Genomic DNA, 17,511 nt, shown 5'->3' on the forward strand with positions numbered 1-17,511 from the left:
TTCCTCCAGCTGACTTGAGTGGAACAGGCTCAAGTGTGCACGAGCGGGCCCTCTGGGTCAACAGACCTGAGTCAACCAGGCTCAAGTCTTATCCGTTCCTTACACGCAACTGGCTTCTGACCTGCGTCGACGCCATACGGCGGGGCTGCTGGACAGGGATGCGAACCGGCACCCTGAGCAGCACGAGCACCAGGAGGACGGCCCCTCCCGCCACCCACAGGGCGGGCTTCTCCCCCACCCACCCCATGTGCACGAGCACTCCCGCGACCACCGTGACGAAGGAGCAGAACCCGAGCAGCACCACCGCCCCGGGCGGGGTGAGCCCGAGCCGCCGCAGCCGGTGCGCGAGATGGTCCGGCCCGCGCCGCAGCACGGGGCGCCGGCCGAGCAGCCGTACGAGCACCACCAGGGCGGCGTCCGCGACGGCGACGGCGACCAGGCAGAACGCCACCGCCGCGCTCGGCCCGATCGCGTACCCCGCGCGCGTGAAGACAACCGAGGCGGACAGCAGGAATCCGGAGAACAGCGAGCCGCAGGCGCCGAGGCCGATCCGCGCGGGGTGCCAGTTGTGCATCAGGAAGCCGGTGAGGGCGGCGGCGAACACGCTGAGCACCACGGCGAGGCCGTCCATCACCTCGATGGCGGCACAGGCCCCGGCGCCGAAGGCCGTGACCACGCCGACCGTCCCGGCCAGCCCGTCGGCGTGGTCGAGCCCCCGGAAGACGAGGGAGGCGACGACGATCCAGCCGACGGCGAGCGCGCCCCCGGCCACCCCGGTCTCGTCGTACGGCACCACGCAGGCCGCCGCCACCGCCGTACCGGCGACGACCACCCGGCCGCGCAGCCGCCAGACGTCGGCGACCAGCCCGAGCGCGGCGACCCCGGCGGCGGCCAGCAGGAGCCTGCCCACCCCGTCACCCAGGGGGGCGACCCGGGTCCACTCACCCGTCCAGGCGACCAGGCAGGTGACGACGACGACGGCGAGGCCGCCGAGCAGCGGGAGGGGACGCCGGCAGCGCCGGTCGACGACCCCCGCCCGCAGCGCGGGCACCCGGAGCAGTGCCGCCAGTACGGCGGTGAGCAGCAGGGCGGCGGTGGCCGCGGCGATCCCGTAGAGCACGGCTCTAAGGTAGGGGTGAAAGTAGCAATTCGGGATGAATAACACGATCAGATTGCCCGAGGGGTGATCGGCGGGACACGATGGGCGACCCCTCAGCGACCCATATCACCCCGCGCTCCCCTGCATCGCGACGGAAGATAGGGGTAGTCTCAGAGGACTACATAAGTTACCGCTTAGTAATGTTGCTCGGTTAATTCGAGGCCGCCCTCAGGAGCCCCAATGCAACTCGCCGCGATCATCGTGTCGCTGGTCCTGATCGTGGTCGGCGTGGCACTGTTCGGCCGCGCCCTCCTCCAGATCTACAACTTCATGCGTCTCGGCCAGCCGGTACCGGCCGGGACCAGGACCAACGAACCCGGACAGCGCACCATCACCGTGGCCAAGGAGTTCCTCGGCCACACCCGGATGAACCGCTGGGGCGTCGTGGGCGTGGCGCACTGGTTCGTGGCGGTGGGCTTCTTCTCCCTGCTGCTGACGATCGTCAACGCGATCGGGCAACTCTTCAAGGCGGACTGGCTCCTGCCGGTCATCGGCGACTGGGCGCCGTACAACGTCTTCGTCGAATTCCTCGGCACGATGACGACGCTCGGCATCCTGGTGCTGATCGCCATCCGCCAGCTGAGCAAGCCGGACAAGCCGGGCCGCAAGTCCCGCTTCGCCGGCTCCAACTTCGGCCAGGCGTACTTCGTCGAGGCCGTCATCCTGATCGTCGGCATCTGCATCTTCATGCTGCACGCCCTGGAGGGCGCCCAGCACCACGTCGACGGCTACGAGGCCTCCTTCTTCATCTCGTACCCGGTCGTCGCCTGGCTGAAGGGCATGAGCGTCGGCACGCTCCAGAACCTCACCTACTTCTTCGCCGGCCTGAAGATCGCGACCTCCTTCATCTGGATGATCACGGTCGCCCTGAAGACCGACATGGGCGTGGCCTGGCACCGCTTCCTCGCCTTCCCGAACATCTGGTTCAAGCGCAACGCCGACGGCGAGACCTCGCTCGGCGCGCTGCTCCCGATGACCTCGGGCGGCAAGCCGATCGACTTCACCGACCCCGGCGAGGACGACGTCTTCGGCGTCTCCCAGGTCGAGCAGTTCTCCTGGAAGGGCCTGCTGGACTTCTCCACCTGCACCGAGTGCGGCCGCTGCCAGTCGCAGTGCCCCGCCTGGAACACCGGCAAGCCGCTCTCCCCGAAGCTGCTGATCATGTCGCTGCGCGACCACGCGCACGCCAAGGCGCCGTACCTGCTGGCCGGCGGCGGCAAGACCATGGAGGGCGAGGAGAAGGCCTCCGAGGAGCAGCTGAAGGACGTCCCGGCCGCCGCCCTGGCCGAGGCCGAGCGCCCGCTGATCGGCACCGCCGAGGAGAACGGCGTCATCGACCCGGACGTGCTGTGGTCCTGCACCACCTGCGGCGCCTGCGTCGAGCAGTGCCCGGTCGACATCGAGCACGTCGACCACATCGTCGACATGCGCCGCTACCAGGTCATGATCGAGTCGGCGTTCCCGTCCGAGGCGGGCACGATGCTCAAGAACCTGGAGAAGAAGGGCAACCCCTGGGGCCTGGCCAAGAAGCAGCGCCTGGAGTGGACCAAGGAGGTCGACTTCGAGGTCCCGGTCGTCGGCAAGGACATCGAGGACCTCACCGAGGTCGAGTACCTGTACTGGGTCGGCTGCGCCGGCGCCCTGGAAGACCGCGCCAAGAAGACCACCAAGGCCTTCGCCGAGCTGCTGCACATCGCGGGCGTCAAGTTCGCGATCATGGGCGGCGACGAGAAGTGCACCGGTGACTCCGCCCGCCGCCTGGGCAACGAGCCCCTGTTCCAGGAGCTCGGCATGGAGAACGTGATGGCCCTGAACACGGCGTTCGGCGAGGAGCTGGACGACGACGGCAAGGTCACCGCGGAGTCCAGGAAGCCGAAGTCGGCGAAGAAGATCGTCGCCACCTGCCCGCACTGCCTCAACACGCTCGGCAACGAGTACCCGCAGCTCGGCGGCGACTACGAGGTCATCCACCACACCCAGCTGCTCCAGCACCTGGTGGACGAGGGCAAGCTGATCCCGGTCACCCCGGTCGAGGGCATCATCACCTACCACGACCCGTGCTACCTGGGCCGCCACAACAAGATCTACACGCCTCCGCGCGAGATCATCGGCAAGGTCCCGGGCCTGCGCAACGAGGAGATGCACCGCCACAAGGAGCGCGGCTTCTGCTGCGGCGCCGGCGGCGCGCGGATGTGGATGGAAGAGCGCATCGGCAAGCGCATCAACAACGAGCGCGTGGACGAGGCGCTGTCCCTCAACCCGGACATCGTCTCCACCGCCTGCCCGTTCTGCCTCGTCATGCTCACCGACTCCGTGAACGGCAAGAAGAACGACGGCAAGGCCAAGGAGTCCATCCAGGTCGTCGACGTCGCCCAGCTCCTGCTGGACTCGGTGAAGACCCCGGCCGACCCGACGGACGCCACGGAGTCCGAGACGGCGCCGGAGCCGGAGCCGGTGAAGTAACGGCCCCCACGGCCCTTCCCGGTCCCTTCCGGGAACCACAACGCCCCCTGCTTCGCACAGGCAGGGGGCGTTGTCACGTACCGGGAGGGCGGCGTGCCGGCGCGGGCCGCGAGGCCCGGCGGACCCGCGTCACGCCCGCCCCGACACGCCCGTGTCGTCAGGACTGCTTCGGAGCCGCCTGCTGGACCACGTCGAAGGACCACAGCGTCGAGCCGGAAGCCGCCGGCTTCGGGCGGTCGCCCTCCGCGCCGCCCTGGTGCGCGGCCTTCATCGGGCCCTCCATCCACGCCTGGAAGGACTCCTCGTCCCGCCAGCGGGTGTAGACGAGGTACTGGTCGGTGCCCTCGACCGGCCGCAGCAGCTCGAACCACTCGAAGCCGTCGGAGTTCTCCACGGCGTGGGCCCGCGAGGCGAACCGCTTCTCCAGGACCTCCCGCTGCTCGGCGGGCACGGTCAGCACATTGATCTTCACTACGCTCATGACACCATCCTGCGCCTGCCCGCCCGGCTCCGCCGCAGGGGCCCCGGTAACTCGCCGCACACCTCACACACTTACCGGTGTCTTACCCGGTCCACGCACAACCCTCGCGCACCACGGCGGGTCTCCTGAACGCCGACCGCCCGCGCGCACCCGGGAGCAGGGCTCCGCGAACCGCGGGAGCCCCTGGGCCGCGGACGGTCCGCACCCATCGACCGCGGATGCCCACCGGGCATCCCCCGCATGCCAGGAGAACGCATGCACACGCACCGCCGACTCGCCCTCGCGACGGCCACCGCGGCCGCGCTGACGGGCGGTCTGCTCACCTTCGCCTCCGCCCCCGCCACGGCCGCCGACTCCACCAGGGTCGCCAAGGCCGACTTCAACGGCGACGGCATCGGCGACCTCGCCACCTCCGCCGCCACCGCCTACGTCAACGGCCACAAGGACGCCGGCCAGGTCGTCGTCCTGTACGGCTCGAAGACCGGCGTCTCCGCCGCCAAGCGCACGGTCATCTCCCAGAACACCAGCGGCGTCCCCGGCACCGCGGAGGCCGGCGACATGTTCGGCAACGACCTCGCCTACGCCGACTTCAACCACGACGGCTACGACGACCTCGCCGTGAGCAGCCCCGACGAGAAGGTCGGCACCGACACCGACGGCGGCGCCGTCGCCATCCTGTGGGGCTCCAAGAGCGGTCTGACCGGCAAGGCCTCCGACGTCCCCGACCCGGCGCCCGGCTCCCACGACTACTGGGGCAAGAGCCTGGCCGCCGGCGACTTCGACGGCGACGGCAAGGCCGACCTGGTCGTCAGCAGCAGCTCCAGCACCCTCTACCTCTACCGGGGCGGCTTCACCACCGCCGGCAAGCCCGGCAGCCGCACCACCGTCAAGGCGCCGGTCCAGTCGGGCTCCGGCGGCAGCCCCTACGGCCCGATCAACCTGACCGCGGGCGACGTCAACGGCGACCACCGCACCGACCTCGTGGTCGACGGCTTCGAGACGAAGACCGGCAACGGCTGGAACACCAACTACTGGCTGCCGGGCACCGCCGGCGGCCTCAACGCCTCGGCCGCCAAGACGCTCAAGCCCGGCATCATCACCGCCATCGGCGACATCAACGGAGACGGCTACGGCGACATCGTCAGCGGCGCCGACTGGGACGCCACCGGCAGCGACGGCAAGGTGATACCGGACGCGGCCGACGGCGGCAAGGTCAGCGTCACCTACGGGTCCGCCGCCGGGCCGGCCGGCACCACCGCCATCACCCAGAACACCGGAAACGTCCCCGGCAGCTCCGAGAAGGGCGACGCCTTCGGCTGGGAACTGGACCTCGGCGACATCAACGGCGACGGCTACCAGGACCTCGTCGTCACCACCCCGCAGGAGGACCTCTCCGGCGTGAGCAACACCGGCATGGTCACCGTGCTCTACGGCTCGAAGTCCGGCGTGAACACCTCCTCCGGCGCCCAGTCCTTCGCCCAGAGCACCCCGGGCGTCCCCGGCGACGACGAGAAGAACGACCTGTTCGGCACCGACGTCAAGCTGGACGACGTCACCGGCGACGGCAAGGCCGACCTGCTGATCGGCTCGTACGAGAACGGCGGCGACGGCGCCGTCACCTACCTGCCCTCGACCGGCACGAAGATCACGGCGACCGGCTCCCGCGCGGTGTCCGCGTCCGCCGCGGGCGTCTCGACCAGCGGCATCCCCCAGTTCGGCTCGGTCTTCGCCGACTGATTCGGTCCAAACCCCCAATGATCCCTGGGGATACCGCCGACCACCCCTTAGGGGATGTCACAGGTCGGCCGCAATGCCGGGCCCGGACACCCGGGCCCGGCACGCGGCCCTCCGGGACCAGGTACGTTCGATGACGTGGCTGGATTCAGGATCGGACGTGGGGGCCAGGACGACCGCACCCCCCAGGGACAGCAGGCGCCGCAGGGCCCGTCGTACGGCCGGCCCGGCCCGTCGGGCGGGCGGCGGGCGCCGTCGCCGTACGGGCAGCAGGGGCAGCACGGCCAGCCGTACGGGCAGGGCGCGGGCCCCTCGTACGGGCAGCCCGCGGGACGGCCCTCGGGCGCCCCGCACGGCTACCCGTCGCCGCCGCAGCCGCCGCAGCCGTACGGACACGCGCCGTACCCGCAGCAGGGCGGCCGGTCGCCGTACGGCTACCAGGGCCAGGCGGACGACGGCCCGGAGTACTTCGACGACGGCTACGCGGGCCACGGCCACGGCGCGCCGGACCCGTACGCGGCCAACAACGCGGGCCACACCCAGGCCTTCTCGATCGACGAGGCCGCCGCGTACACCCAGGGCGCGACCTACCAGGCCGGCGCCGCCGCGCCCGCCGCGCCGACGGGCCCGCCGCTGCACTGGAAGGAACTGCTGAAGGGCGTCGTCCTCGCCCCCCACCAGACCTTCCTGCGGATGCGCGACTACACGATGTGGGGCCCGGCCCTGATCGTGACCTTCCTGTACGGCCTGCTCGCCGTGTTCGGCTTCGACAACGCCCGCAAGGAGGCCATCGGGGCCACGTTGTCCAACGCGGTGCCGATCGTGCTGATCACGGCGATCGTGATGGTGCTCGGCCTGTTCGTGCTGGGCGTGGTCACCCACACCCTGGCCCGCCAGCTCGGCGGCGACGGCGCCTGGCAGCCCACGGTGGGCCTGTCCATGCTGATCACGGCCCTCACGGACGCGCCCCGCCTGGTCTTCGCCATGTTCTTCGGCGGCGACGCCGGCTTCGTGCAGATACTCGGCTGGGCCACCTGGCTCGGCGCGGGCGCCCTGCTCACCCTGATGGTGTCCCGCTCGCACGACCTGCCCTGGCCCAGGGCGCTGGGCGCGTCGGCGATCCAGCTGATCGCGCTGCTGTCGATCGTCAAGCTGGGCACGTTCTAGTCCCCAAGCGGCTCCTGGCACGCGCAAGGGCCCCCGGCTTCGATGCCGGGGGCCCTTGCGCATGTCCGGGTGGCCGGTCGTCCTCAGGCGTCGAGGACCTGACCGTCGCGCTTCACCACGGGCGGCTCCACGCTCCACGGGAAGTTGATCCAGTCGTCGGTGCGCTTCCAGACGTACTCGCACTTCACGAGGGAGTGGGACTTCTCATAGATCACCGCGGAGCGGACCTCGGCGACGGTGTCGAGGCAGAAGTCGCGGACGAGCTTCAGCGTCTTGCCGGTGTCGGCGACGTCGTCGGTGATCAGCACCTTCTTGTCGGAGAAGTCGATCACGTTGGGCACGGGCGCCAGCATGACCGGCATCTCCAGGGTGGTGCCCACGCCCGTGTAGAACTCGACGTTCACCAGGTGGATGTTCTTGCAGTCCAGCGCGTAGGCGAGGCCGCCCGCGACGAACACACCACCGCGCGCGATGCTGAGCACGATGTCCGGCTGGTAGCCGTCGTCCGCGATGGTCTGCGCCAGCTCGCGGACGGCGCCGCCGAACTGGTCGTAGGACAGGTTCTCCCGCACGTCACTCATGATCTGGATGCCCTCACACCTGGGTCCGATGGAAATTGACATAGGACCGCGAGGCGGTCGGCCCACGCTGGCCCTGGTACCGCGAGCCGTACCGCTCACTGCCGTACGGGAACTCGGCGGGCGAGGACAGCCGGAACATGCACAGCTGCCCGATCTTCATCCCGGGCCAGAGCTTGATGGGCAGGGTGGCGAGGTTGGACAGCTCCAGGGTGACGTGTCCGCTGAACCCCGGGTCGATGAACCCGGCGGTGGAGTGCGTGACGAGCCCGAGCCGGCCGAGCGAGCTCTTCCCCTCGAGCCGCGAGGCGAGATCGTCGGGCAGCGAGATGACCTCGTACGTCGAGGCGAGCACGAACTCCCCGGGGTGCAGGATGAACGGCTCGTCCCCGTCCGGCTCCACGAGCCGGGTCAGGTCGGGCTGCTCGACCGAGGGGTCGATGTGCGGGTACCGGTGATTCTCGAACACCCGGAAATAGCGGTCCAGCCGGACATCGATGCTCGACGGCTGCACCATGGTTTCGTCATAAGGATCGATGCGCACCCGCCCGGCGTCGATCTCGGCCCGGATGTCCTTGTCTGAGAGAAGCACGTAGCGAGGATACGCAAGGCGCGCGGAGCCATGACAATCGTGACGACTCCGCGCGCCGGTGGTGACGGGCCGACTACAGCCGGTCCCGTCCGCTTGTCCGCTACCCCTGCTTCTCCAGGGCGACCGGTACGACGCTGCGGAGCCGGGCACACCGGGGGCACCTCATGAGCCGGCCGGGGCCGAGCCGCTCGGCCTGCTGCATCGGGAACGAAGCGGTGCTGAAGACGTGCCCGTCCGCACAGCGGACGACGGTGCGTTCCATCAAGTCCCTTAAGTCCCTTCCCCAAGAGCCTCATCGGGCTGACCAACCCGACGACAAAAGCCACATTACGGGATCAAAGAGACGACTCTCCAGGCGGCACTCCGACCCCTCCGGGACCCTCCGCCACGCCTCCACCGTACGCCCCAACTCCCGCCCACCGCAGCCGGATCCCCACCCTGAAACCCACTCAGGCCCCCGGGTCCGAGCACCGGGGGCCTGCGATGAGGTACAGTGAGCGAGCGTCGGACACGGACCCCTCTCGGGGGCTTTGTCCGTACTTACGCGGGTGTAGTTTAATGGTAGAACATCAGCTTCCCAAGCTGAGAGCGCGAGTTCGATTCTCGTCACCCGCTCTGTGAGAAACCCCCAGGCCAGAGGCCCGGGGGTTCTTTGTTGTCTGGGCCAGTGGGCGGGCTGCGCACCACATCCGCACCATAAGCGGCGGCTAGCCGGGACTGCGCGAACGGCTCGCCATCGCCGACGCGGCCGCCCGCCCGGCCCTGCTCACAACACCGTCCGGAGCGTAAAGGAGGACCGGTGGCCGAGCACACGCTGAACATCCGCAAGCCCTACTTCGACCTGATCGCCGACGGCATGAAGACCATCGAGGTCCGCATCGGCTACCCCAAGATCCGCAAGATCAGTGCGGGAGACACCCTGCGGATCAGCTGCGGCGACGACACCCTCACCCGACGCGTCACCCAGGTCAGCGAGTACGAGTCCTTCCAGGCCATGCTCGTCGCCGAGGGCCCGGCCGCGATAGGCGGCCCGGACATGCCCCGCGACCAGCTCGTCGCCGCGTTCCGTGACATCTACCCGCCCGAGAAGGAAACCTTCGGCGTCTTCACCCTCCACCTCGCCCAGACCGGCGATTGAGCAGGGCCGTCCCAACGCGGGCATCGTGCTCCCCGCCGAGGCCGGCGCGGAAGGGTGGGCGGAGACCATCCGCACCGCCGACCACCATGCCCCGGGCGGGCAGGCCCGGCAACGTTCGACCGCCTTTACCCGTCCCCGTCTGCCGCAGAGACTTCAGTGCGCTACGCCTTGGGTCTTTTCGTCGCCGCGCGAGCCAACCTCGCGTTGGTAACCCCGTTGAGTCGTGCTAGACGGGCGCGTTGCGACACCTTGCCGCCGAAGGAAGACCGGCCGTAAAGAGACGCAATCAGTCACCTCCCCGTACGTGGTGACGTGCCCCAAGAGAACTTACCGCGCACCACTGACACTTCGAGGGGACAAGGCACGCACACCTAGAGGCCCCGGCACACCCCTTCCCGGAACACTCGCCGCGACGGGTCAGTAGGCTTTAACTCAGCCAGCCGACAATGGGCGACCGTGTCACAGGTCAGAAGCTATCCGGCTCTCCAAGCGCCGTCGCTTCCGCGGGTTCGGTTCTCGTCCACCCGCTCCATGAGAAACCCTCAGGTCGGGGTGGCGGGAGCGGCTGTGCTCATGCTCCTCTTCGCACCGGCCACGCCGCCATCGCCAGCTCGGCCACCCGCTCCAGCTCCGCCGCGCTCGCGCCGTCCCGTGCCTGTTGGGACATGCCCTGGATCACGGCCGCGAAGTAGACGGCCAGGGCCCGGGGTTCGACGCCCTCGGGCAGCGCCCCGGCCTGCTCGGCCTCGGTCAGTCGCTCCTCGAAGCGGCGGACGTTCGCCGCCCTCCGCTCCCGCAGGTCCCGTTGGACGTCGGCCGTCTGCGCCGAGTAGTTCGTCGCCGCCGTGATGACCAGGCAACCGGCCGGATGCAGTGGGTCGGTGTACGACACCGCGGCCTCGCGCAGCATCCTGTCGAACCCCGCCCGGGCATCGCCCTCCTCGTCCAGCGCCCTGCTCATGAAGGCCCCGAAGGTGTCGCCGTAGCGGTCGACGACCTCCGCGAAGAGGGCTCGCTTGTCGCCGAAGGCCGCGTACAGGCTGGGCGGCGAGACCCCCATCACCCGGGTGAGATCGGCGATGGACGTGCCCTCGTAGCCGTGCTCCCAGAACAGCCGCGTGGCCTGCGCGAGCGCCGCCTCGCGGTCGAAACCCCGCGGTCGTCCCCGCTTCGTCACTGTCATGCCTGAATTTTAAAGCGATCGCTACGGAATAGCCTTAGGCTGTCTTCCATAGCGACCGCTACAGATTGGAACGTCATGGGTTCACTCACGGGCAAGACGGCTCTGGTGACGGGCGGCAGCCGCGGCATCGGGCGTGCGACCGCCGAGCGGCTCGGCAGGGAAGGCGCCCTCGTGGCCGTGCACTACGGGCGCAACGCCAGTGCCGCGGACGAGGTGGTGGCGGCGATCCGCGCGGCGGGCGGCACGGCCTTCGCCGTACGAGCCGAACTGGGCGCGGTTGGCGACGTGGAGGCCCTGTGGGCCGAGTTCGACCGCCAGATCGCCGAGCACGGCGACGGAACCGGTCTCGACATCCTCGTGAACAATGCCGGCATCACGCCCCGCGGCCACATCGAGGAGGTCACCCCCGCGGCCTTCGACGAGGTGTTCGCCGTCAATGTGCGGGCCCCGTTCTTCCTTGTGCAGCAGGGGCTCGAGCGGCTTCGGGACGGCGGCCGGATCATCAACGTCTCGTCCGGGGCAACGCGCATCGCCCTGATCGACATCATCGCCTACGGCATGACCAAGGGTGCCATCGACACCTTCAGCCTCACCCTGGCCAAGGCCTTGGGCAATCGGGGCATCACCGTCAACTCGGTGGCACCCGGCATCATCGACACCGACATGAACGCCTCCTGGCTCCGGGGCAACGCGGCCGCCGAGCAGTCCGCCGCGCAGCTCTCGGCACTCGGCCGGGTGGGCCGCCCGGAGGACGTGGCCGATGTCGTCGCTTTCCTGGCCTCGGACGACGCCCGCTGGGTGACGGGGCAGGTCATCGACGCCACGGGCGGCTCGCAGCTCTGATCCGGAGCCCCTCTGCCTGTACTCCGACGACGTCGCCCGGCCGGCGCTCGCTTCCGGCGCGCCGGCCGTGCCCGTCGCACGCTCCGGCACGATGCGCGCGTGTCACTCGACGCCGTCAACGCCGTGGACTGGTCGGCGATACCCAACTCAAAGGCGCGCCCTTCGGGACACCGGTCGAGGCCGAGCTGCACAGCCGGCTCTTGGAAGGTCCCGCAACCGGTGTCCGGATCGACGCGTTGACCGTCGACGCCTCGGGCGCCGCGTGCGTCCAACTCAGGCCGGGGTCTGCGGAGTTCCTTCCGGGGTCGGCCCTGTGTCCCGCCGAGTGCGGCCGCCGCGAGCACTGACGTCGTCTCCGTGATCGCCGGAACCCGGCCCCCGTCTCTCCGGAGAAAAGCCGTCCGATGTCCCCGTTTTCGTCGTGACCGCTTCCGCGGGTTCCTGCCGGAGCGGGCGGCGGTCACCGGAATCCACTGGCGGCACCGGGACTCGAGCGGAGCGGAAGGCTCCCGGCGGATCCGCGCGGGGCCCGTCGCTCGCAGGCCCTAGGCTGATCCCCGTCAGGCAGACAGGCGCTCGGAAGGACGATCGGCGATGACGCCCCTGAGCACCGGGGATCCGGAGGCCATCGGCGGGTACACCCTTCTCGGCCGACTCGGCGCGGGCGGCATGGGAGTCGTCTATCTGGGGGTGTCCGCCTCGGGGCGGCAGGTCGCCGTCAAGCTCGCGCACGGGCCCCTCTCCCAGGAAGAGGAGTTCCGGACGCGCTTCCGGCAGGAGGTCGCGGCGGCACGCCGAGTGAGCGGTGCCTTCACCGCGCCGGTCGTGGACGCCGACCCGGACGCCGAACGGCCGTGGATGGCGACGCTCTACGTGCCGGGGCTCAACCTGGCCGAAGTCGTGGAGCGGGACGGCCCGTTGAGCCTGCGGGAACTGCGCGCGCTGGGGCTCGGGCTCACCGAGGCGCTGCGCGACATCCACCGGGCGGGTCTGGTGCACCGGGACCTCAAACCGCGCAACGTGCTGATGACCGAGGACGGGCCGCGCGTCATCGACTTCGGTATTTCGCGCGCCGCCGACAACCAGAACCTCACCGCGACCGGGCGGATGATCGGCACCCCGCCCTTCATGTCGCCGGAACAACTGGCCGCTCCCCGAGACGTCACCCCGGCCTCGGACGTGTTCTCGCTGGGGTCGCTGCTGGTGTTCGCGGCCGTCGGCACGGGGCCGTTCGACGCCGACAGCCCGTACATAACCGGCTACCAGGTGGTGTACGGGACCCCGGACCTCGACGGGGTGCCCGGGGCGCTCCTGGGCATCGTCGAACGCTGTCTGGACAAGGACCCGGCCGCGCGGCCGGACCTGGCGGAGCTGCACCGCATGCTCCAGGCGCTGCCGGAGTCCGACGCCGCCGAAACCGCGAACGCCCGGCGCCGTCCCGCCTCTTCGGGCCCGGCCCCCGCCTCGGCAGGTGACGCAACCGGCAGGCGGCGCCGGGCACGGATGCTGCTCGCCGGCCTCGGCGCGGCGCTGGCCGTTGCGGGGCTGGTCGTCGGGGTGGGTGTCCTCGCGTCCGACGCGCACACCACCACCGCCGCCGCCGAAAGCACCCGTGCCGCGTCGCTGCCCGACGGCTGGCGGCCGTGGCGCACACAGCTGCGGGACGACGTGAAGGGTGTTCCGCTCGACTACGACAACCCTGGATGCGTGACCGAGCGAAGCGCCCTGTTCTGCGGCGGTACGGGCTTCACGGCCGCCCGGATCGACGCGGCCTCCGGCCGCATCCTGTGGCGGACCGGCACCCGTCCTCAGGGGGTGCAGCCGATCGGCGTTCGCGGGGGTCTGGTCTATGTGTACGAGGATCCGGACGACACGACCAGGCGCGTGGTGGCGCTGGACGCGGCCACCGGGCACCGGCGGTGGCAGCGCGACATCAACAAGTCCGAGGAGGCGGTCCTCTACGACGGCGGGCTGCTGACCCTGTCACCTGACTACTCGTCGTTCGTGGCCTACGGGCCGTCCGGCCGGGAGCTGTGGCGGGCGCCGACGCCGGCCGAGTACTGCACTCCGTCCGCGCTGGGAGGCGTCCCCTACGGCCTGTGCTCGAAGGGCACCGAGCCCGGCCAGGCCCCGGTCGAGCTGATGAGGCTCGAACCCGGCAACGCGACCGCGATCGCCACGCTGCCCAAGAAGGCGGAAGCGCTCGGCGCGGTCGGCGGGCAGCCCCTGTTCCTCGCCCCCCAGACCGCGAAGGACGTGTACGAAGCCGGGTACGAACGGCCGTACAACGCGCTGCTGCGCGTGGTCCCGGAAACCGGGCGGGTCCGCCGGATGCCACTGGCGCATCCGCTGACCGGCGCGGCCACCCTCGTCGACGGCGTCGTCTACTTCGTCCGGTCCGACGGGTCGGTCACCGCGGTGTCGGCGGACAGCGGCAGGCGACTGTGGCAGAAGGCGACGGACATGGAGAGTCTGTCCGCGCCCGCCGTGTCGACGACGTACCAGCGGGTCTATTTCTCCAACCGCTTCGGCCGTCTGCTGGCACTCGACAGCCGCACCGGAGCGGAGATCTGGCGCACCTCCGCGCTGGCCGACCCCGGGGACAAGACGCAGGCCTATCCGCCGCGCGTGCTGCTGGTCAAGGACGCGATCGTGGCGACGGCCGGCGACACGGCCTTCTCCCGGAGCCCGAGCGGACCCAACTGACGCCGTAAGCGGGGCGGCGCGGCCGGACCGGGAGGCGTGCGCGTCGTGGGTGAGGACCGGTCGGGCCCGCGCGACGCGGTCAGCGCGGGGGAGTGTGACCTTCCTCGCGTACGGGGGTCTCCGCGCGGTCGCCGTCGTGCTGTCGCCGCCGGCGGCACGACTCCCCGTTCACGGAGGTCACGGAGCCGGGAGCGGCGTGCGCGACAGAAAATCGGTCCACACGGAGAGTAATAACTGCATCCGCGAAATGAGATATAGACGCGGGGCCCGGAAAGTATTCCGTGACCGTCGGGCGGATCGGAATTTCGGACCGCGCAGGGCCGATCGCACCGTGCTACTGTCGATCCCAGTTGCAGTCGTGGTTGCCAGCAGGTTCATTTCCGACGGGGTAATCATCACGGCGACACAGGATTCGCACAGTGCGGGTTCCTGACACCGCCTCCGAAGGAGAAACAAAATGGCTACTGGCACCGTGAAGTGGTTCAACGCGGAAAAGGGCTTCGGCTTCATCGAGCAGGACGGCGGCGGCGCCGACGTCTTCGCCCACTACTCCAACATCGCCACCAGCGGCTTCCGTGAGCTGCTGGAAGGCCAGAAGGTGTCGTTCGACATCGCGCAGGGGCAGAAGGGCCCGACGGCCGAGAACATCGTTCCCGCCTGATGCACCGGCACTGACGCACACCTGACGGCTGGGGCCCGCACCTTGGGGTGCGGGCCCCAGCCTGCTTCATTCCAGCTTCATTCCAGGGTGATTGTTCCCTGTCATTTCCGGCCCGTTCTCGCGATTCTCTGCGCCGCTCGTCATGCTGCGGAAATTCCTTGATACGCGCCCGCATCGAGGAAGGTTCCGCATGAACCGCACACGTACCACCCGCACACGCGCCGATCGCCCGTCCGAACGCTTCGGGGGAAGTGGTACCGCAAGCCGCTCCGGTGTTCCGCGCCGCTCCGGCGGTTACGGAAAGCGACAGCAGGCGGGGGGCGAGTTCGCCCTGCCGAAGACGGTCACGCCCGCGCTGCCCGCCGTCGAGTCGTTCGCCGATCTCGCCCTGCCGGCACCGTTGCTGGCCGCGCTCGGCCATGAAGGCGTGAGCGTGCCGTTCCCGATCCAGGCGGCGACCCTGCCGAACTCCCTGGCCGGCCGTGACGTACTCGGCCGCGGCCGCACCGGATCGGGCAAGACCCTCGCCTTCGGCCTCGCGGTGATGGCCCGTACGGCGGGCCGACGCGCCGAGCCGCGCCGGCCGCTGGCCCTCGTCCTCGTCCCCACGCGTGAGCTGGCCCAGCAGGTCACCGACGCGCTCGCGCCCTACGCCCGCGCCGTGAGCCTGCGGCTCGCCACCGTCGTCGGCGGGATGTCCGTCACCCGGCAGGCCGGTGCGCTCCGCGCCGGCGCGGAGGTGGTCGTCGCGACACCCGGCCGGCTCAAGGACCTCATCGACCGGGGCGACTGCCGGCTCACCGACGTCGGCATCACGGTTCTCGACGAGGCGGACCAGATGACCGACATGGGCTTCATGCCTCAGGTCACCGCCCTGCTCGACCAGGTCCGTGCCGGAGGCCAGCGGATGTTGTTCTCGGCCACCCTGGACCGCAATGTCGACCTGCTCGTCCGCCGCTATCTGACCGACCCGGTGGTGCACTCCGTCGACCCGTCGGCCGGTGCCGTCGACACGATGGAGCACCACGTGCTGCACGTGCACGACGCGGACAAGCACCGCACGACCACGGAGATCGCGGCCCGGGACGGGAGGGTGATCATGTTCCTGGACACCAAGCACGCCGTGGACCGGCTCACCGCGCACCTGCTGAAGAGCGGTGTCCGCGCCGCGGCCCTGCACGGCGGCCGGTCCCAGCCGCAGCGCACCCGGACCCTGGCGCAGTTCAAGGCCGGCCACGTCACCGTCCTGGTGGCCACCAACGTCGCGGCCCGCGGCATCCACGTCGACAGCCTCGACCTGGTCGTCAACGTGGATCCGCCCAGCGACCACAAGGACTACCTGCACCGCGGCGGCCGCACGGCCCGCGCCGGGGAGTCCGGCAGCGTCGTCACCCTCGTGACGCCCGGCCAGCGCCGCGGCATGACCCGGCTGATGGCTTCGGCCGGCATCACCCCGCACGTCACCCCGGTCCGCTCGGGCGAGGCGGAACTGAGCCGCATCACCGGAGCCCAGGCGCCCTCCGGCGTGCCGGTGGTCATCACCGCGCCCGCCCCGGAACGTCCCCGGCGCGCCTCTTCGCCGTCCCGCGGCCACCGGGGCCGCACCGTCCGGGGCCGCACCGCCGGCGCGGGGGTGCGACGTGGGGCGCAGCGGCGGCCCGGTAACGACTCGGCCGCTTAGGTCCTCTCGTTCGGACCGGGACCGCACAGGCCGTCGGGCCGACCAACCCTCAGCGAAGGAGCCACCCTTGACGCAGGCACGGACGCAGTACCGCAGGCCCGACCACGCCCCCGCCTCCATGGCCGACGACGGCGCGGGGCACGGGCCCCGGGTATGCGACGACATGACCGTCGAGGTGGCCCTGGCCGTCATGGCGGGTGCCGGGGTCGAGTACCTGACCGTGTGCGACGGGGACGACGAGAGCACGGGCTCGATCACCCGGGTCCGGCTCGCCGTCCTGCGCGCCAGTGCCGCCTACTCCGACCGGATCCGCCTGCGGGACGTCCTCGCCGGATCGCCGCCCTCGCCCGGCGGTTTCCCCGGCGGCGCGGGGCGCCTCGGTGAAGGGCGCCGGGCCCCGATCGGTCACGGCTGAGACCACGACCGGCGGCCACCGCCGCCGCCCCGGCGCCCTGACGCGGGCCGGGAGGACAACAGGACAGGCGGGGGACCGCCACGGGAACCCGGTGGGGGCCCTGCCGACGCGCGTCGGCAGGGCCCCCACCGCCATGTCACCGCCCGTTCACGAACCGCGGCCGGGAGAGGGGCGCGGACGACGTCTCACCGGTCGAAGTGGACCAGGTCCCCCACGCTCCAGGCGCTGACGTCCTTGATCGCGACCCGGTACATGCCTCCCGTCTCCGGGATTCCGATGCTGCCCTGCACGATCCGGGCGAGATGAAAGTGCAGATGCGTGGGGGCCTCGCCGCGACCGGGCCGGTCCTCCCGCGTACCGCCGGCGAAGACGTCCGCGAACGGGCCGAGACGGTCCGAGTCCTTCAGGACCTCCGCCACCCGCTCCCTCCACACGGCCTCGGGAGCCAGCCGGCCGGTGATGACGGTGCCGCCGAGAACCACCGTCAGGACCATCTGATTGCTTCGCTCGGCCTCCACCGCGGCCGAGAGGGCGACAAGCAGCTCATCAGGGTTCGACATGACAGCAGAGCTTATGCGGCCCGCCGCACCCCGACCTCCGGCGGGAGCCGAGGCGGCCGCGCCCCGGCGGGCGGCTCCCGGCAACCGGTGAGGACCCGCCCCCTCCCAGGCCAGCGTTCCTTCTCCATCAGAAGAGTGAAATCTACTCTT

General features: G+C 70.5%; 16 protein-coding genes and 1 tRNA gene. 10 read left to right on the top strand and 7 right to left on the bottom strand.

The features are described from left to right. Positions 1–88: 88 nt before the first annotated feature. Positions 89–1,120, bottom strand: a complete 1,032-nt coding sequence (locus BLW85_RS19080; protein WP_074992680.1) for an MraY family glycosyltransferase — start codon at positions 1,118–1,120, stop codon at positions 89–91. A 219-nt stretch (positions 1,121–1,339) separates the two neighbouring features. Here BLW85_RS19080 and BLW85_RS19085 point away from each other — a divergent pair, with 219 nt between their 5' ends. Beyond that, positions 1,340–3,622, top strand: a complete 2,283-nt coding sequence (locus BLW85_RS19085; RefSeq protein ID WP_074992681.1) for a (Fe-S)-binding protein — start codon at positions 1,340–1,342, stop codon at positions 3,620–3,622. Between the two features lie 157 nt (positions 3,623–3,779). Here BLW85_RS19085 and BLW85_RS19090 read toward each other — a convergent pair whose 3' ends face one another. Continuing rightward, a complete protein-coding gene (locus BLW85_RS19090; protein WP_070024235.1) occupies positions 3,780–4,103 on the bottom strand; it encodes an antibiotic biosynthesis monooxygenase family protein in 324 nt (107 codons plus the stop codon). A gap of 255 nt (positions 4,104–4,358) precedes the next feature. Here BLW85_RS19090 and BLW85_RS19095 point away from each other — a divergent pair, with 255 nt between their 5' ends. Then, the gene (locus BLW85_RS19095) at positions 4,359–5,840 is read left to right on the top strand and encodes an FG-GAP and VCBS repeat-containing protein (RefSeq protein WP_074992682.1); all 1,482 of its coding nucleotides are present in this window, start codon (positions 4,359–4,361) and stop codon (positions 5,838–5,840) included. A gap of 54 nt (positions 5,841–5,894) precedes the next feature. Continuing rightward, complete coding sequence (locus BLW85_RS19100; protein ID WP_208624862.1) at positions 5,895–7,004, top strand: Yip1 family protein; 1,110 nt, start codon at positions 5,895–5,897, stop codon at positions 7,002–7,004. 83 nt (positions 7,005–7,087) lie between these two features. On the opposite strand, the gene BLW85_RS19105 is transcribed toward BLW85_RS19100, so the two are convergent. The 3 genes from BLW85_RS19105 to BLW85_RS39440 form a co-directional block, all read right to left on the bottom strand. Then, a complete protein-coding gene (locus BLW85_RS19105) occupies positions 7,088–7,585 on the bottom strand; it encodes a phosphoribosyltransferase (protein WP_070024241.1) in 498 nt (165 codons plus the stop codon). A gap of 13 nt (positions 7,586–7,598) precedes the next feature. Beyond that, on the bottom strand, positions 7,599–8,174 hold the full coding sequence (dcd, locus tag BLW85_RS19110) for a dCTP deaminase (protein ID WP_070024243.1): 576 nt from the start codon (positions 8,172–8,174) through the stop codon (positions 7,599–7,601). 100 nt (positions 8,175–8,274) lie between these two features. Next, positions 8,275–8,436, bottom strand: a complete 162-nt coding sequence (locus BLW85_RS39440) for a hypothetical protein (RefSeq protein ID WP_167381418.1) — start codon at positions 8,434–8,436, stop codon at positions 8,275–8,277. A gap of 282 nt (positions 8,437–8,718) precedes the next feature. Here BLW85_RS39440 and BLW85_RS19115 point away from each other — a divergent pair. Together BLW85_RS19115 and BLW85_RS19120 are read left to right on the top strand one after the other, a co-directional pair. Continuing rightward, positions 8,719–8,789, top strand: a tRNA-Gly gene (locus tag BLW85_RS19115). A 184-nt stretch (positions 8,790–8,973) separates the two neighbouring features. Beyond that, positions 8,974–9,312, top strand: coding sequence for an ASCH domain-containing protein (locus tag BLW85_RS19120; protein ID WP_074992684.1), 339 nt, complete (start codon positions 8,974–8,976; stop codon positions 9,310–9,312). Positions 9,313–9,883: 571 nt separating this feature from the next. On the opposite strand, the gene BLW85_RS19130 is transcribed toward BLW85_RS19120, so the two are convergent. Further along, the gene (locus BLW85_RS19130; protein ID WP_074992686.1) at positions 9,884–10,495 is read right to left on the bottom strand and encodes a TetR/AcrR family transcriptional regulator; all 612 of its coding nucleotides are present in this window, start codon (positions 10,493–10,495) and stop codon (positions 9,884–9,886) included. A gap of 75 nt (positions 10,496–10,570) precedes the next feature. Here BLW85_RS19130 and BLW85_RS19135 point away from each other — a divergent pair, with 75 nt between their 5' ends. From BLW85_RS19135 to BLW85_RS19155, 5 genes are all read left to right on the top strand, one after another. Beyond that, positions 10,571–11,338 carry an SDR family oxidoreductase gene (locus tag BLW85_RS19135; RefSeq protein ID WP_070024253.1) on the top strand — a complete coding sequence of 256 codons (768 nt, stop codon included), beginning with the start codon at positions 10,571–10,573 and terminating at the stop codon, positions 11,336–11,338. Positions 11,339–11,932: 594 nt separating this feature from the next. Then, positions 11,933–14,044: a protein kinase domain-containing protein gene (locus tag BLW85_RS19140; protein WP_074992687.1), complete on the top strand. Its 2,112-nt coding sequence runs from the start codon at positions 11,933–11,935 to the stop codon at positions 14,042–14,044. 457 nt (positions 14,045–14,501) lie between these two features. Further along, positions 14,502–14,705 (top strand): cold-shock protein, encoded by a 204-nt coding sequence (locus BLW85_RS19145; protein ID WP_070024256.1) that lies wholly within the window; start codon positions 14,502–14,504, stop codon positions 14,703–14,705. A 190-nt stretch (positions 14,706–14,895) separates the two neighbouring features. Next, complete coding sequence (locus BLW85_RS19150; RefSeq protein WP_208624863.1) at positions 14,896–16,386, top strand: DEAD/DEAH box helicase; 1,491 nt, start codon at positions 14,896–14,898, stop codon at positions 16,384–16,386. 67 nt (positions 16,387–16,453) lie between these two features. Then, positions 16,454–16,801, top strand: a complete 348-nt coding sequence (locus BLW85_RS19155) for a CBS domain-containing protein (protein ID WP_403421782.1) — start codon at positions 16,454–16,456, stop codon at positions 16,799–16,801. A gap of 185 nt (positions 16,802–16,986) precedes the next feature. On the opposite strand, the gene BLW85_RS19160 is transcribed toward BLW85_RS19155, so the two are convergent. Further along, positions 16,987–17,361, bottom strand: a complete 375-nt coding sequence (locus BLW85_RS19160; protein WP_070024257.1) for a hypothetical protein — start codon at positions 17,359–17,361, stop codon at positions 16,987–16,989. Positions 17,362–17,511: the final 150 nt, after the last annotated feature.

This window comes from Streptomyces misionensis (assembly GCF_900104815.1).
In the GTDB taxonomy this organism is placed as follows: Bacteria; Actinomycetota; Actinomycetes; order Streptomycetales; family Streptomycetaceae; genus Streptomyces; species Streptomyces misionensis.

Coding starts and splice junctions, on each gene's coding strand:
- BLW85_RS19085 (WP_074992681.1), top strand. CDS start 1,340: ATGCAACTCGCCGCGATCATCGTGTCGCTGGTCCTGATCGTGGTCGGC.
- BLW85_RS39440 (WP_167381418.1), bottom strand. CDS start 8,436: ATGGAACGCACCGTCGTCCGCTGTGCGGACGGGCACGTCTTCAGCACC.
- BLW85_RS19150 (WP_208624863.1), top strand. CDS start 14,896: ATGAACCGCACACGTACCACCCGCACACGCGCCGATCGCCCGTCCGAA.
- BLW85_RS19140 (WP_074992687.1), top strand. CDS start 11,933: ATGACGCCCCTGAGCACCGGGGATCCGGAGGCCATCGGCGGGTACACC.
- BLW85_RS19095 (WP_074992682.1), top strand. CDS start 4,359: ATGCACACGCACCGCCGACTCGCCCTCGCGACGGCCACCGCGGCCGCG.
- BLW85_RS19135 (WP_070024253.1), top strand. CDS start 10,571: ATGGGTTCACTCACGGGCAAGACGGCTCTGGTGACGGGCGGCAGCCGC.
- BLW85_RS19130 (WP_074992686.1), bottom strand. CDS start 10,495: ATGACAGTGACGAAGCGGGGACGACCGCGGGGTTTCGACCGCGAGGCG.
- BLW85_RS19145 (WP_070024256.1), top strand. CDS start 14,502: ATGGCTACTGGCACCGTGAAGTGGTTCAACGCGGAAAAGGGCTTCGGC.
- BLW85_RS19090 (WP_070024235.1), bottom strand. CDS start 4,103: ATGAGCGTAGTGAAGATCAATGTGCTGACCGTGCCCGCCGAGCAGCGG.
- BLW85_RS19105 (WP_070024241.1), bottom strand. CDS start 7,585: ATGAGTGACGTGCGGGAGAACCTGTCCTACGACCAGTTCGGCGGCGCC.
- BLW85_RS19160 (WP_070024257.1), bottom strand. CDS start 17,361: ATGTCGAACCCTGATGAGCTGCTTGTCGCCCTCTCGGCCGCGGTGGAG.
- BLW85_RS19100 (WP_208624862.1), top strand. CDS start 5,895: ATGTCACAGGTCGGCCGCAATGCCGGGCCCGGACACCCGGGCCCGGCA.